Below are 13,479 nucleotides of genomic sequence, written 5' to 3'. Positions count from 1 at the left end.
GGACTGGGGACAGCGCCTGTCGAGCGCACGCAACCCGGTGCTGGTGCTCGGCCCGGACGTAGATGGCAGTGGCAGCAACGCGCTGGCCGTGCAACTGGCGGAAAAACTGCGCATGCCCGTCTGGGTGGCCCCTTCGGCTTCGCGCTGCCCGTTCCCGACGCGTCATCCGTGTTTTCGCGGTGTGCTTCCCGCGGCGATTGCCGGGATCAGCCGCCAGCTGGCGGACCATGACGTGATTCTGGTGGTGGGCGCGCCGGTGTTTCGTTATCACCAGTTCGCCCCCGGTGACTACCTGCCCGCGGGCACGCAACTGCTGCACATCACCTGTGATCCGGGCGAGGCGGCGCGTGCGCCAATGGGCGATGCGCTGGTGGCGGATATTGCCCTGACCCTTGAAGCCCTGCTGGCCGAGGTTGCACCCGGCACGCGGGCAATGCCCCAGGCCTTGCCGCGCCCGCCAGCGGTGGTCGAGGAGGGTGGTTTGCTGCGCCCGGAAACAGTGTTTGACCTGATCGACCAACTGGCGCCCAAAGACACCATCTACGTCAAGGAGTCCACCTCAACCGTGGGCGCGTTCTGGCAGCGCGTCGAAATGCGCGAACCGGGCAGTTACTTTTTTCCGGCTGCCGGTGGCCTGGGCTTTGGCTTGCCTGCGGCGGTCGGCGTGCAACTGGCCACGCCAGAGCGGCAGGTGGTCGGCATTATTGGTGACGGCTCGGCCAACTACAGTATTACGGCGCTGTGGACGGCGGCGCAATATGGCATCCCTGTGGTGTTCATCATCCTTAAAAACGGTACGTACGGCGCCTTGCGCTGGTTTGCCGATGTATTGAACGTCAGCGATGCGCCGGGGCTGGATGTGCCAGGCCTGGACTTCTGCGCGATTGCCCAGGGGTACGGCGTACACGCCGTGCGCACCGACACCGCCGAGCAGTTTGCCGCGGCATTCACTGAGGCAGTGGCGGGCCAGGGCCCGGTTTTGATCGAGGTGCCGACGCTCACCATCGAGCCTTAAAACCCGAGGTCAGGCCCGAGCCTTGTCTGGGGGAACGGGCCTGATACCGCACGACAACAACAATAAAAAAAGAGGTGGTTATGAACAAAACTTCCGTCAGTGAAGTGATCGACGCCGCACCGTTTAATCGCACGCACCTGCTGATACTGATGTGGGGCTGTTTCATCATGCTGTTCGATGGCTACGACATGGTGATCTATGGCTCGGTGGTGCCGCAGTTGATGCAGGACTGGCAATTGTCTGCGATCGAAGCCGGAACCCTGGGCAGTTGCGCGTTGTTCGGCATGCTGTTCGGCGGCACCTTGATTGCACCGTTGGCCGACCGTTTTGGCCGGCGCAAGCTGATCATCCTCACCACCTTGCTGGCCAGCCTGGCGGCGTTTTTTACCGGGCACGCCACCACGCCGTTCGAGCTGGGCGCCTGCCGTCTGGTGACGGGCCTGGCCTTGGGCGCGTTGGTGCCGAGTGCGATCAACCTGATCAGCGAGTTCGCCCCCGAAGGGCGGCGCAGCACCATGATTACCGTGATGTCGAGCTTCTACTCGGTGGGCGCGGTGCTGTCGGCATTGCTGGCGATTGCGGTGATCCCGCAATGGGGCTGGCAGGCGGTGTTTTATGTGGCCGTCCTGCCCGTGTTCGCGGTGCCGTTTATGCTGCGTTACCTGCCTGAATCGGCGGCGTTTCTGGCCCTCAAGGGGCGCCGTGGCGAGCTTGATCAACTGTTGGTTAAAGTCGATCCGGCGTATCGCCCCGGCACTGCGTTGAGCCTGCCGGTCAATGACAAACAGACCCGCGCTGCCCGTTTGCCGCAGTTATTCAGCAAAGGTCAGGCGCTGGCCACTGTGTTGCTGTGGGTGGCATTCGCCATGTGCATGCTGATGAGCTACGGACTCAATACCTGGTTGCCCAAGCTTATGGCGCACGGTGGTTACCCCCTGGGTTCGAGCCTCGCGTTTCTGGTGACCCTCAACGTGGGTGCCACGGTGGGCGCACTGTTCGGCGGCTGGCTGGCGGACCGTCTGGGTGTGCAGCGCACTCTGGCGTTGTTTTTTGTTCTGGCGGCGCTGTCACTGGCCGCCCTCGGCTTCAAGCCCGGCCCGATCCTGCTTAACCTGCTGTTGCTGATTGCCGGCGCAACCACCATCGGCACCCTGGCGGTGATTCATGCCTATGCTTCGATTTCTTACCCGGCGCACATCCGTTCTACCGGCGTGGGCTGGGCCGCCGGGATTGGCCGCCTAGGCGCCATTGCCGGGCCGATGCTCGGTGGCAGCCTGTTGGCGCTGGACTTGCCCTTCCAGCAGAACTTTTTGGCGTTCGCGTTGCCCGGAGTAATAGGTGCTTTGGCCATCGTGTGCATTCACGTACGCCCCACGTATTCCATTCCTCAAGCCTCTGAATCTGTTTAAAAGGAGCATGACATGACCCAATACAGCGATTTTCATCTGCAACCGATTGCCGGAGAGTGGCGTAAAGGCACGGGTGGTAATCACCTGCGGGTGACTAACCCGTTCGACGATTCGCTGCTGCTGGAAATCCCTCAGGCTAACCGGGCCGACCTCGACGCGGCCTATCGCAAGGCCGCCGAGGTGCAGCCGCAATGGGCTGCGCTTGGGCCTTCGGCGCGAGCGGCGGTGTTGCATGAGGTGGTGGCGGTATTTGACCGGCGCCGCGACGAAATCATCGACTGGCTCATCCGCGAGTCCGGCAGCACCCGGCTCAAGGCGCAACTGGAGTGGGGCGCGGCACGGGCCATTGCGCTGGAATCGGCATCGTTCCCGGCGCGGGTTCACGGGCGCATCGTCGAGTCCAACGTACCGGGTAAAGAAAGCCGGGTGTATCGCAGCGCGCTTGGCGTGGTCGGCGTTATCAGCCCGTGGAACTTTCCGCTGCATTTGACCCAGCGTTCCATTGCCCCGGCGCTGGCGCTGGGCAACGCCGTTGTCATCAAACCGGCCAGCGACACCCCGGTGTGCGGCGGTTTGCTGCTGGCGCGCATCTTTGAAGAGGCCGGGTTACCGGCTGGCGTATTGAGCGTGGTGGTGGGTGCGGGCAGTGAAATTGGCGATGCGTTTGTCGAGCACCCGGTGCCGTCGCTCATCACCTTTACCGGCTCGACCCCGGTCGGTCGCGGTATTGGCGCAATCGCCAGCGGCGGCGAACACCTCAAGCACGTCGCGCTGGAGTTGGGCGGCAACAGCCCGTTTGTCGTGCTGGAAGACGCTGACCTGGAGCAGGCGGTGAATGCTGCGGTGTTTGGTAAATTCCTGCACCAGGGGCAGATCTGCATGGCGATCAACCGCATCATCATCGATGACCGTTTGTATTCGGCCTTTGCCGAGCGTTTTGTAGAGCGGGTCAAAGGGCTCAAGGTAGGCGATCCGAACTTGCAAGACACCGTGATCGGCCCGGTCATCAACGCCAAGCAGTTGCAGGGCCTGCATGAAAAGATCGAACTGGCCCGCACTGAAGGGGCCCGGCCGCTGTTTGAGGGCGGCAGTCACGGCAACCTGTTGGCGCCCCATGTCTACGGCGAAGTCACCGTTGACATGGACCTGGCTCGGAATGAGATTTTCGGCCCGCTGGTGGGGCTGATCCGTGCCCGCGACGAAGCCCATGCCCTGGAATTGGCCAACGCCACCGAATTCGGCCTTTCCAGCGCCGTCTTCAGTACCAACCTGGAACGCGCCGTCACCTTTGCCCGCAAAGTGAGAGCAGGCATGACCCACGTCAACGACATCCCGGTCAACGACGAAGCCAACGCCCCTTTTGGCGGTGAAAAGAACTCAGGGTTTGGTCGTTTCAATGGTGACTGGGCGATTGATGAATTCACCCGTGACCACTGGATCAGCGTGCAACACACGCCACGGCACTACCCGTTTTAAAAGTCAGCGTCCTTGTCTCGCAATCTTTTAAGGTCAAGAGATCGCGAGGCAAGCTCGCTCCTACAGAACCCGTAGTCGCTGCCGAGGCACGAAGGCTGCGATAAATCCCAAGGTCAAGCTCGCTCCTATCAAACATAAAATAAGTGATTGATTTTAAAGGCTTTGTAGGAACGAGCTTGCTCGCGATCTTTTGATCTTGATCTAAGAGCCCCCCTCACCCTAGCCCTCTCCCGAAGGAGAGGGAACCGATTCGGGGATGCTGAAGATATTCGGTGGCCTGTTTGCTGCGCGACAGCGCGGCGTCGTAGACGGGGCGGTCCCTCCTACAGTGGGAATGGGGGTATTCAGGGCTTCATCGCCGGATACGATTCTTCTGCCAACTGAAGTCACTGTGAAACGTGCCGGTATCTCCCCGTAAAACATACAAAGTGGCCCTGTAGGCAGACGACAGGCGTGAGCATTGCAAACTGCGGACTTTTCGGTAAGCCCAGACCCAGCCGTGTGAGGAAGTGGCGTTCATCTTGGCAATCCTGAGTCGATAAGAACCTCATTGGACTCAGTTTAGAACTCAAGTTCCCTTGCCATGACAAACGTCATACCAATCGTCGGTTACCTCATAAAACAGGCGTAAAACCGCAGTCTGGCAAGCTCGCCTCAAGTTTTGCTAGTCTGTGTGGTAATCGCAAAGGGAGTACAGACAGCATGGAACTGAAATCACCGGACAAAAATATTCGAATTGTCGGCCTGGCAGGGATCGTCGCGGGGCTGGGAATGATAGTGGCCGGTCATGCCAGTTTCGGCACCACGCTTCTGGGCGGCGGGCTGCTGTTTCTGGCACTGCCTCTGTTCAGGACAGCGGGCAAAAAATAGGTTTTTTGCCCGCTGCAGTAGGCGCTCAAGATCAGGCCGTGACCAGTCGACGTGCGCGGAACCAGCCAATCAGTACGGCACCGATCAGCAGGAAACCCAGGTAGCCGAACAGCGGGTACACCTGACCTACCAGGCTGATAAACCCGACCAGACTACCGACAAAGGCAATTGCGCCGGCGGCGACGGAGCCGAGGCGGAACTTGTGGGTGCCGACCGGCAGCACGCGCGCGCAAAAGGAATACAGCGTGCCTACGGCCGTGTTGAGGATCATGCAAAAAATGATCACGGCCATGAGCAGCCCCAGAATAGGCGAGGCCTCAGTCGCAATCGAGAGCATCGGCATCGGCAAGTCCGCCACGCTGTCCAGGCGTGAAAGCAGCCCCAGACTCATGACCAGCATCAGCAAACCCAACAATGCACCGCCGATGATGCCGCCCATCATGGCCTGCTTCTCGGTTTTTGCGGCGCCACCCATGATCGCCAAAATGGGCACTCCGGCAACAATGTTGTAGGACACGTACAGCAAGGCGCCCAGTAACCAATGATTCGCTCCGGCCTCCTGCTCGCTGGCCAACTGGTTGAGCTCCGGGAAACTCAGGTCGCGAGTGGCGACTCCGTACAGTGCTACTCCTACTGCGGTAAGAATCAGAAAAGGAGTTGCTGCACTAATGACGCCAATGACTTTGTGCACATCCAGGCACACAACGGCCACGACGATTACGGTCACGATAATGCTGCCCAGAATCGCCGGTATGTCGAACTGCTGCTCCAACAGCGCGCCACCGCCCGCCAGCATCACCACAGTCACCGCAAACATGAAAAAGGTAATCATCAGGTCGACAAAAGTCCCAAGAAAGCGCCCGCACAGGTTATAGACCACGTCTTTGTGCGACGTGGCCTGTAATCGGCTGCCCATGCCGGCAAGTGCCATCCCGAGAAACGTAAAGAACGCGGCGCTGATCACTGCGCCCACCAGTCCCCAGACGCCGAAGCTGACGAACATCAACATCAGCTCCCGGCCTGAAGCAAATCCAGCACCGACTATCACGCCTACAAACGCTCCGGCGATTTTTAGACTTTCTTTCATGACGACTTCCCTCGATTTATTGTTTTTATGCTGGTAGCAGGCGGTGGTACTGACCTGCGGGATAGCGCATTGACAGTCGATGCCCTGGATTAACTGGCGCCTAGCCAGGCCTGAACTTCGACCTCGACATCGACCCCCAGCGCAAGCTGGGCGCCGACGGTGGAGCGCACCGGGAAGCCGTTAGGGAAATGACGCTTGTAGACCTCATTGAAACCGGTGAAGTGCTGCATGTCCGATAGCCACACCGTGGCCTTTACGACCTGATCAAAGCCCACGCCGCACTCGGCCAGTGTCTCGCTGATGCGGGTCATCACCGCTTCGGTTTGTACGCTGATATCACCGCGTACTACTTCACCCTGCGCATTCATGGACACTTGCCCGGACAGAAACAGGAAGTCACCCACGCGTATCGCCCTGGAGAAAGGGAAGGGCAGATGGCTGGGGTAGCGCTTGATCGTGTCAGACATAAGAGGACCTCTGGGTCAGGGGGATTAACGCAAACGTGCGGGGGCCAGGCGTTGTGGATCGACACCTTGGCTGCGCAATTCTTCGGGCAGGGCTTGATGGAGCAGTTGGGCGCAGGCCAGTTGTGAAACCCCGGCTGCCGACTGAATGCCATAACCGCCCTGAGCCGCCAGCCAATAGAAACCGTCCCGGTGGTTGTCCCAGCCGACGACGAGGTCTCCATCACTGACGAACGAACGCAGGCCTGCCCAGCTGTGACGTGGGCGGCGAATACTCAGCGTGGTGGCGTTTTCGATGTGGTAAATGCCGGTGGCAATGTCCAGTTCTTCCGGCATCACATCGTGTGCGGCAACGGGGTCGGCGTTGGCAGGTGAGCCCAGTAACTGGCCAGCATCCGGTTTGAAGTAGAAACTTTCGTCAATACCGATGACGGCGGGCCATTGCGAGAAATCCATGCCTTTGGGGCCGTCGAACGTGAAGGCAGTGCGCCGACAGGGTTGTAACCCAATGGGCGCTACGGCGCATTGTTGAGCTACCTGATCGGCCCAGGCGCCTGCAGCGTTCACCAGATTGTGTGCGCGTAACGCGCGGCCGTCCTTCAACAGCAGATGCCAGACAGCACCCTGACGGCTTGCAGTGCTTAGCTCAGCGTCACACTGCAACACCCCTCCGGCCTGGCGCATGGCCCGCAGAAAGCCTTGATGTAGAGCGTTTACATCCAGATCACGTGCCGCTGTTTCAAGCATGGCGCCTGCAGTGACCCGCGGGTGCAGGCAAGGCACCAGTGCCAGCGCACGTTCGGCATCGATCAATGACACATTGTCAGAGTGGGCTCGACTCGCTTCGAATGTCTGCTTGAGCAATGCCCGCTGTTCATGATTCGCGACGTACAAACAGCCCCGTGGTTCCAGCAGCGCATGCTCGGTGAAGCCTGTCGGTGGTTGCTCGTAAAAAGCCCGGCTGGCACGGGTCAATGCCTGGATTTGTGGAGTGCCGTAGGCCTCCATAAACATCGCCGCCGAGCGACCGGTCGAGTGGTATCCGGGTTGGGGTTCGCGCTCAAGCACTGCAACACTGGCATGTGCAGACAATCGCCAGGCTAGCGAGGCTCCGGCTATGCCGCCGCCGATGATGACGTAGTCAAAACATTCGTTGTCGTGCATGCCTGGATCTCCCGTTTGAAAGTGCCCTGTGATGCAGGGTTCTAAATTCTCATATAAGAGAAATGTAGGATATGAGAATTTAGCAGTCAAGCCTTCTGGGTGAGGTAATATCCAGACTCGCGCCTGGAACCAGTCCCAGACGCCTTCATTTGCCCGACAGAGAGCCTGCATGAGTTCCGATCGAGACCCTTCCTCCTCGAGCGCCACAGCCCATTCCCTGATTGACCGTACCCAGGTGGGTGCACGTCTGCGGGCGATTCGCAAAAATCAAAAATTGACCCTTAAACAACTCTCCGAGCGTTCCGGCGTCGCACTCTCGACCTTGTCGAAAATGGAATTGGCGCAAGTGTCGGTGAGTTATGAAAAATTGGCGGCTGCTGCGCGGGCGCTGAGCACGGACATCGCCCAATTGTTCAGCCTGCCCCGAGAGCACAATGACCTGTTGCAACCCACCGTGGTCAGCTCACCTCTCGATAATACGGCGGGGTACAGCACCGGCAATTACGATTACCACCCGATGGCGGGGGACTTTCCGGGGCGCCGCATGGAGCCCATGTACGTCAGGGTATTTGCCCGCGAATTGAGCCAGTTTGACGATTACATTCGCCATGCCGGTCAAGAGTTTGCTTTAGTCCTTGCCGGAAGGGTGCGCATCCAGTTCGAAACGGGCGAGTCGATCAGCATCGGTGTCCGTGAAACAGCCTATTTCAATAGCGGGGTTGGGCATATCTACCTGTCTGAAAGTGAAGACGAGGCAGATGCGCAAGTGATGGTGGTGATGTCCGAGTAGCAATTGCGAAGCCAGAGCTTGCGATGGCACCGTTAAACGGATCACACAAAGCGCAACGCACGCCGCGTACTATGGCGCCCGGGTCGTGATCTTCTGGAGAGCTGAAATGCTGTTTGTTGTTATGCTCGGGGGCAAGCATCCCCGAGCCAAAATCGAAGTTCATGACGTGGTTTTTGCCATCGCCGACAGCCTGGAAGCAACCTACCCGCAACTGCGTCAGGGCTGGTTTGGCAACCCGGCAGGTTTGCACATCGACGCCTGGATGCGTGTTGACGGCGTAGATGGCTGGAAGGTTGAGCTGAGCCCGCTGGCACCGCTGCCAGGTTCGCCGCGTTTGTATTTCATCAACCTGGGTGGCTACGAGGCGAATACCTTTGGTGAAGCCCATCATTACCTGCTGGTGGTTGCCCAGGACAAGAACCTGGCCAAATCCAGGGCCAGACAGCACATGCTCAAGCACTGGCAACAGGCCCATACCGACGCGCTGCTGGATGTGGATGATTGCTTGCCGATTGATCAGGTGAGCGGGCGCTACATTCATCTGGTTGAGGGCGAGCACCGGGGTGTGATTCAGCACAACGACTACATCGTTATTTAGCGTGTATCAGCAACAGCCGCAGCTCCTGCAGGTAACTGTTCTATCACCGCTTACCGCACAACAGGCGTTTGCCCTTGGTCATGCAACAAGAACTTTATTTTTGAGTCGAGTTCGTCCGGCGCGCTTTCTGTCGGCTGTGGCGTCGCTTTCACCGAGGCGGTGTTGTTCAGCGCCTGGCCGTCTGATTTGAAGGGGGAGATGACGAGGGGCGGGTGGGAAGGCATGCCGGATTTTTGCGGCACGCGATTGTATGAGTACTCGATGATGCAGTTTTCTTTCTGGACGCCCTCGGGTATGTCGCGGCAAGCCTGCGCGCTGTTGTTTTTGTAGCATTTGGCGCGGTCGGCCTCTACCAGCCGGTTCTGGCAGCTACTCACCGACAGCACGGCCTGCACCACCTTGGCCCAGTCAGCACCCGGCGCGACATGCGGGTCGGCGTGTGCGGCACTGGCCATCAATAAAAAGCTGACGCTCAAGGTTTTGAATGACGATGTCGAGTTAAACATCCGGGCAGTCCATGGCGAGGGATGTGCGTATGTAACAGGGTTTTTTCAGCCGCCGCAATGCGTCTTGCATGCTGATTTGCTAGGGTGACCAACGGACTCATTTAAGGAATGACGTGATGAAAAAGGAAGTGATGACGCCCCTCGTGGCGCTTGTGTTGCCGTTGCTTTTGAGCGCATGCAGCCAGCATGCGCCCTCGGTCAGCACCACGGCCCCTGAAGCAACGGGCGCGGCCCGGCAGTTTGTCGCCCGTGGCAACGAGCCGTTCTGGACCCTCAAGGTCAATGGCGACACCCTGGCCTGGATTACCCCGGATCATTTAGAGGGCCGGCAATTACACGCCGACAAGATGGTGTCGGGGGATCGCACCACCTACACCGGCACCGATCAGGGCAAGGCGTTCAGCCTGGTGATCGAGCCTAAACCCTGCACCGACTCGATGTCGGGTGAGACGTTCAGCCACACGTCTACCTGGACTTATGCCGGTGAACGCAACAGCGGTTGTGCTGGCGAAGGCAGCTGATTCAGGGGGTAACGCACTCGCTGTGTATCACACTGTGTACCAACCCCACGCTGATACACCCGCAGGTTGTTAACGGTCGAACGCGACACAGACCAGATACACGCCTGGCTTTAAATCTGTCTACCCGATAGCGCAAGTGATCACTCACCTGAACTTGCGCTACGGACACATTCAGTCAAGCCAGGAGATATAACAATGAAGCGCCATTACGCCGCTCTCGCCGCCACCCTCGCTCTGTCCCTCGGTGCCTTTGCCGGTGCTGCCCACGCTGATGATGCCAAGCCTCAAGAGAAATGCTTCGGCGTGTCGCTGGCCGGTGCCAATGATTGTGCCGCGGGTAAAGGCACCTCTTGCGCCGGTACCGCCACAGCTGACTACCAGGGCAACGCCTGGATCCTGGTGGACAAAGGCACCTGCACCCAGATCAAAACCCCAAAAGGCTACGGCAGCCTGACGGAAAAACCGTGATTGCCGCGGCCCCGGCGGTGCTCAAGCGGTTATTGCCTGAGGCACTGCTGTTGTTGGTGGCCCGTGTCGGTATCGCCTCGGTGTTCTTCCTCTCGGGCCGTACCAAAGTCACCGGTTTTCTGGAACTCAAACAGTCGACTTACACCTTGTTTCGCTCGGAATACGCCTTGCCTGTGATCCCCCCGGAATGGGCGGCGCACCTGGCGGCTTACGCCGAGCATGCGTTCCCGCTGTTGCTGGTGCTGGGCCTGATGACCCGCCTGTCTGCTGCTGCACTGTTGGGCATGACCCTGGTGATCGAGGTGTTTGTCTACCCGGACGCCTGGCCGACGCACCTGACCTGGGCGGGGTTGTTGTTACCGCTGTTGGCCTGCGGTGGCGGGGCCTGGTCGCTGGACAACGTGTTGCGCCGTCGGCGTGTGTGAACCCTTTAACAATAATGTTGTGGAGTGTCTTTATGCGTGTTCTGTCTTCTCTGGTCATCGCCATGGCGCTGACGGCGCCCATGCTGGCTTCGGCGGCTGAAAAGCCGCAGACGTTGCCCGGCACCGGCAAAAACGTGGTGATTGTGCCTGGCTCGTTTGTCGACGGCTCCGGCTGGCGAGTGGTGCACGACATCCTGTCCCACCAGGGCTACAAGGTCACCGTGGTGCACCAGGGCCATGAAAGCCTCGCGGCAGACGTAGCCGAAGCCCGTGAAGTGCTGGAGCAACAGGTCGGCCCGGTGGTGCTGGTAGGTCACAGTTCCGGCGGCGGGGTGATCTCGATTGCCGGGGACCGGGGCAAGGTCAGGGCGTTGGTCTACGTTTCGGCCTTGCAGCCGGAAGTGGGCGAGAACATGTCCCAGTTGTTGAACTCCATGCCTGCGCCAAGCAATGACATCAAGCAGAGCCGCGACGGCCATCTGTTTGTGGACCGCAGCAAGTTCCATGATGATTTTGCCGCTGACCTGACCACCAATCGCACCGACTTTATGGCGGCCTCGCAAGTCCCGGCCACCACCGCATTGTTCGGCGGCACCGTGTGGGACGCCGCCTGGCACAAGAAGCCGACCTACGCGGTGCTCTCTACCGAAGACCGGGCCTTGAGCCCCGATTTGCAGCGCTGGATGTACAAGCGCGCCGGTTCCAAAGTCACTGAACTAAAAGGCAGCCACTCCGTGTACATTTCCCAGCCGGAAGCGGTGGCCAAAGTGATCGAAGACGCAGCATCAGTTATTAACTAATCCCAAACCCCCACAAAAACACCCTGGAGACACCCCATGAGCACTTCTTTGAAATCCCGCGTCAGCCTTGCCACTGCTGCTGCCCTGATCGCTATGGCATCCGCCTCTTTCGCTACGGCCGCCAGCGCTGCCGATCAGCAGGAAAAACCCGGCCGCTGCTACGGCGTCAACAACTGCAAGGGCGAAAGCCTGTGCGCCACGTCGAAAAACGACTGCAAAGGCCTCAATAGCTGCAAAGGCCAGGGCGTTGTGGTGAAAACCCCGTCCGAGTGCATGAAACTGGGCGGCACCACTACCGAAGCCAAATAACCTGCCCGGTGTAGGAGCGAGCTTGTCTCGCGTTTTTTAAGATCAAAAGATCGCGAGACAAGCTTGCTCCTGCGGCAATGCAGTTCACTTAAGAGTAATGCTACCCAAGGGTGGGAGCGGGCTTGCTCGCGATGCTTTTCAGAGCGCCTCATTTATTAGGCAAAAACGCGTCATCGTTAACGACCATCGCGAGCAAGCCCGCTCCCACAGAGGCCGAAATCGCTTAAGTGAACAGCATTGCGTTCCTGTAGGGGATGCGTACAACGACCTATCGATGCACTGGAGCACATCACATGGCGACATCCAATCCACGTTTCTCGGGTTATGGCCTGGGGTTGCGCAAGGAGCATTACAGCGACTTTCTTGAAACCTCGGTCGCCGTGGATTTCGTCGAAGTGATCTCCGAGAATTTTATGGTTGCAGGCGGCCAGCCACTGCATATCCTGCGCCAGATCCGCGAGCGGCACCCGGTGGCGCTGCACGGTGTGTCCATGTCCATCGGCACCGCCGAAGGGCTGGACCCTGACTACCTCAAGCGCCTCAAGTCGCTGGTGGACGACATTGAACCGCTGTTTGTGTCCGACCACTTAAGTTGGTCGCGCACCGGCGGCTTCAACTCCCACGATTTGCTGCCACTGCCTTACACCGAAGAGGCACTGAACCTGGTCTGCGCCAATATCCATCAGGCGCAGGAGGCGCTGGGCCGCACTATGCTGTTTGAAAATCCGTCGAGCTATCTGGCCTTTGCAGGCGCGTCCATGAGCGAGTGGGAATTCATTGCCGAGATGTCCCGGCGTACCGGCTGCGAGCTGCTGCTGGACGTCAATAATGTGTTTGTCAGCGCCAGCAACCATGGCTTTGATGCACTGTCGTTTCTCGACGGCATACCCGCCGAGCGCGTGCGTCAGGTGCACCTGGCGGGCCACAGCCAGGGCCCCAGCCTGTTGATTGACAGCCATGACAGCCCGGTGTGCAGCGGCGTCTGGCACTTGTACGCCAAGGCCATTGAACGGCTGGGCCCGGTGGCTACCATGATCGAGCGTGATGATGAGATTCCGCCTTTGTCCGAACTGCTCGATGAACTCGCCATCGCTAGAGCTTTGGGCGCAAGCGAGGCCAAACAGCGTGCGCAGGTGCGAGCATGAACCTGGCCCGTTTGCAGCAGGAATTCCAGAACTGGTTGGTGAACGCCTCGGATGAATCCGCCGCGCTCCTGGGCAATCATGTTGCCGGTCTGGCGGTGTACCAGAACAACTACCGGGCGCAATTGGTAGGCTGCCTGGAAGGGGCGTTTCCCAACCTGCGCCAATGGCTGGGGGATGAAGCCTTTTTGGCCGCGTGCATCACCCATATCGACCGCCATCCGCCGCATGCCTGGACCCTTGATGTTTACCCGGCAGGCTTGCAAAAAACCTTATATGAAGTCTTCCCTGACAACCCGGACGTACACGAACTGGCGTGGATCGAATGGTCACTGAACGAGGCGTTTGTCGCCGCCGACGCTGCGCCCCTGCGCATGGAGGCGCTGGCTTCGGTGGACTGGGACACGGCGCGCCTGCAATTGGCGCCGTCGCTGC

17 protein-coding genes are annotated in these 13,479 nt (G+C 59.4%); 13 read left to right on the top strand and 4 right to left on the bottom strand.

Annotation, left to right across the window (positions count from 1 at the left end; genetic code table 11):
• The 4 genes from GHO41_RS26300 to GHO41_RS26285 all read left to right on the top strand — a co-directional run.
• On the top strand, window positions 1-1,015 hold a 1,015-nt coding region (locus tag GHO41_RS26300), incomplete at its 5' end, for a thiamine pyrophosphate-dependent enzyme (RefSeq protein WP_256678862.1).
• Window positions 1,016-1,095: 80 nt separating this feature from the next.
• The gene (locus GHO41_RS26295) at window positions 1,096-2,424 is read left to right on the top strand and encodes an aromatic acid/H+ symport family MFS transporter (protein WP_153435069.1); all 1,329 of its coding nucleotides are present in this window, start codon (window positions 1,096-1,098) and stop codon (window positions 2,422-2,424) included.
• A gap of 12 nt (window positions 2,425-2,436) precedes the next feature.
• The gene (locus tag GHO41_RS26290) at window positions 2,437-3,900 is read left to right on the top strand and encodes an aldehyde dehydrogenase family protein (RefSeq protein ID WP_153435068.1); all 1,464 of its coding nucleotides are present in this window, start codon (window positions 2,437-2,439) and stop codon (window positions 3,898-3,900) included.
• 702 nt (window positions 3,901-4,602) lie between these two features.
• Window positions 4,603-4,770: a hypothetical protein gene (locus tag GHO41_RS26285; protein WP_153326517.1), complete on the top strand. Its 168-nt coding sequence runs from the start codon at window positions 4,603-4,605 to the stop codon at window positions 4,768-4,770.
• A 31-nt stretch (window positions 4,771-4,801) separates the two neighbouring features.
• On the opposite strand, the gene GHO41_RS26280 is transcribed toward GHO41_RS26285, so the two are convergent.
• The 3 genes from GHO41_RS26280 to GHO41_RS26270 form a co-directional block, all read right to left on the bottom strand.
• Window positions 4,802-5,857 carry a membrane protein gene (locus tag GHO41_RS26280; protein WP_048369247.1) on the bottom strand — a complete coding sequence of 352 codons (1,056 nt, stop codon included), beginning with the start codon at window positions 5,855-5,857 and terminating at the stop codon, window positions 4,802-4,804.
• A gap of 89 nt (window positions 5,858-5,946) precedes the next feature.
• Window positions 5,947-6,324, bottom strand: a complete 378-nt coding sequence (locus tag GHO41_RS26275; protein ID WP_153391108.1) for a RidA family protein — start codon at window positions 6,322-6,324, stop codon at window positions 5,947-5,949.
• Between the two features lie 24 nt (window positions 6,325-6,348).
• Complete coding sequence (locus tag GHO41_RS26270) at window positions 6,349-7,485, bottom strand: FAD-binding oxidoreductase (protein WP_048369245.1); 1,137 nt, start codon at window positions 7,483-7,485, stop codon at window positions 6,349-6,351.
• A 169-nt stretch (window positions 7,486-7,654) separates the two neighbouring features.
• Here GHO41_RS26270 and GHO41_RS26265 point away from each other — a divergent pair, with 169 nt between their 5' ends.
• Window positions 7,655-8,275: a helix-turn-helix domain-containing protein gene (locus GHO41_RS26265; RefSeq protein WP_048369244.1), complete on the top strand. Its 621-nt coding sequence runs from the start codon at window positions 7,655-7,657 to the stop codon at window positions 8,273-8,275.
• 106 nt (window positions 8,276-8,381) lie between these two features.
• A complete protein-coding gene (locus tag GHO41_RS26260; RefSeq protein WP_153435067.1) occupies window positions 8,382-8,873 on the top strand; it encodes a DUF1543 domain-containing protein in 492 nt (163 codons plus the stop codon).
• Between the two features lie 50 nt (window positions 8,874-8,923).
• Here GHO41_RS26260 and GHO41_RS26255 read toward each other — a convergent pair whose 3' ends face one another.
• Window positions 8,924-9,379, bottom strand: a complete 456-nt coding sequence (locus tag GHO41_RS26255) for a hypothetical protein (protein ID WP_153435066.1) — start codon at window positions 9,377-9,379, stop codon at window positions 8,924-8,926.
• A 116-nt stretch (window positions 9,380-9,495) separates the two neighbouring features.
• Between GHO41_RS26255 and GHO41_RS26250 the strand changes: the two genes are divergently transcribed.
• From GHO41_RS26250 to GHO41_RS26220, 7 genes are all read left to right on the top strand, one after another.
• Window positions 9,496-9,900 (top strand): COG3650 family protein, encoded by a 405-nt coding sequence (locus tag GHO41_RS26250; RefSeq protein ID WP_153435065.1) that lies wholly within the window; start codon window positions 9,496-9,498, stop codon window positions 9,898-9,900.
• Between the two features lie 195 nt (window positions 9,901-10,095).
• Entirely contained in the window at window positions 10,096-10,368 is a 273-nt protein-coding gene (locus GHO41_RS26245; RefSeq protein WP_048369240.1) for a DUF2282 domain-containing protein, read from the top strand.
• The gene (locus GHO41_RS26240; RefSeq protein ID WP_048387003.1) at window positions 10,365-10,793 is read left to right on the top strand and encodes a DoxX family protein; all 429 of its coding nucleotides are present in this window, start codon (window positions 10,365-10,367) and stop codon (window positions 10,791-10,793) included. Before GHO41_RS26245 ends, GHO41_RS26240 begins: the two co-directional genes overlap by 4 nt.
• A gap of 32 nt (window positions 10,794-10,825) precedes the next feature.
• Complete coding sequence (locus GHO41_RS26235) at window positions 10,826-11,593, top strand: alpha/beta fold hydrolase (RefSeq protein ID WP_153326507.1); 768 nt, start codon at window positions 10,826-10,828, stop codon at window positions 11,591-11,593.
• Between the two features lie 36 nt (window positions 11,594-11,629).
• Entirely contained in the window at window positions 11,630-11,902 is a 273-nt protein-coding gene (locus GHO41_RS26230; protein ID WP_153435063.1) for a hypothetical protein, read from the top strand.
• Window positions 11,903-12,195: 293 nt separating this feature from the next.
• Window positions 12,196-13,047, top strand: a complete 852-nt coding sequence (locus GHO41_RS26225; protein WP_153435062.1) for a DUF692 domain-containing protein — start codon at window positions 12,196-12,198, stop codon at window positions 13,045-13,047.
• On the top strand, window positions 13,044-13,479 hold a 436-nt coding region (locus GHO41_RS26220), incomplete at its 3' end, for a DNA-binding domain-containing protein (RefSeq protein ID WP_178126590.1). The genes GHO41_RS26225 and GHO41_RS26220, both read left to right, overlap by 4 nt.

Origin of the sequence: Pseudomonas sp. FSL R10-0399 (genome assembly GCF_009600165.1) — a bacterium.
GTDB lineage: Bacteria > Pseudomonadota > Gammaproteobacteria > Pseudomonadales > Pseudomonadaceae > Aquipseudomonas > Aquipseudomonas helleri.
The sequence above is the reverse complement of the archived record's forward strand: the minus strand, read 5'-3'. Positions and strand labels throughout refer to the sequence as shown.

Excerpts from the sequence above, each read along its gene's own strand:
- GHO41_RS26255 (WP_153435066.1), bottom strand. The coding sequence starts at position 9,379 with ATGTTTAACTCGACATCGTCATTCAAAACCTTGAGCGTCAGCTTTTTA.
- GHO41_RS26275 (WP_153391108.1), bottom strand. The coding sequence starts at position 6,324 with ATGTCTGACACGATCAAGCGCTACCCCAGCCATCTGCCCTTCCCTTTC.
- GHO41_RS26295 (WP_153435069.1), top strand. The coding sequence starts at position 1,096 with ATGAACAAAACTTCCGTCAGTGAAGTGATCGACGCCGCACCGTTTAAT.
- GHO41_RS26270 (WP_048369245.1), bottom strand. The coding sequence starts at position 7,485 with ATGCACGACAACGAATGTTTTGACTACGTCATCATCGGCGGCGGCATA.
- GHO41_RS26280 (WP_048369247.1), bottom strand. The coding sequence starts at position 5,857 with ATGAAAGAAAGTCTAAAAATCGCCGGAGCGTTTGTAGGCGTGATAGTC.
- GHO41_RS26250 (WP_153435065.1), top strand. The coding sequence starts at position 9,496 with ATGAAAAAGGAAGTGATGACGCCCCTCGTGGCGCTTGTGTTGCCGTTG.
- GHO41_RS26230 (WP_153435063.1), top strand. The coding sequence starts at position 11,630 with ATGAGCACTTCTTTGAAATCCCGCGTCAGCCTTGCCACTGCTGCTGCC.
- GHO41_RS26285 (WP_153326517.1), top strand. The coding sequence starts at position 4,603 with ATGGAACTGAAATCACCGGACAAAAATATTCGAATTGTCGGCCTGGCA.
- GHO41_RS26235 (WP_153326507.1), top strand. The coding sequence starts at position 10,826 with ATGCGTGTTCTGTCTTCTCTGGTCATCGCCATGGCGCTGACGGCGCCC.
- GHO41_RS26265 (WP_048369244.1), top strand. The coding sequence starts at position 7,655 with ATGAGTTCCGATCGAGACCCTTCCTCCTCGAGCGCCACAGCCCATTCC.
- GHO41_RS26225 (WP_153435062.1), top strand. The coding sequence starts at position 12,196 with ATGGCGACATCCAATCCACGTTTCTCGGGTTATGGCCTGGGGTTGCGC.
- GHO41_RS26260 (WP_153435067.1), top strand. The coding sequence starts at position 8,382 with ATGCTGTTTGTTGTTATGCTCGGGGGCAAGCATCCCCGAGCCAAAATC.
- GHO41_RS26290 (WP_153435068.1), top strand. The coding sequence starts at position 2,437 with ATGACCCAATACAGCGATTTTCATCTGCAACCGATTGCCGGAGAGTGG.
- GHO41_RS26245 (WP_048369240.1), top strand. The coding sequence starts at position 10,096 with ATGAAGCGCCATTACGCCGCTCTCGCCGCCACCCTCGCTCTGTCCCTC.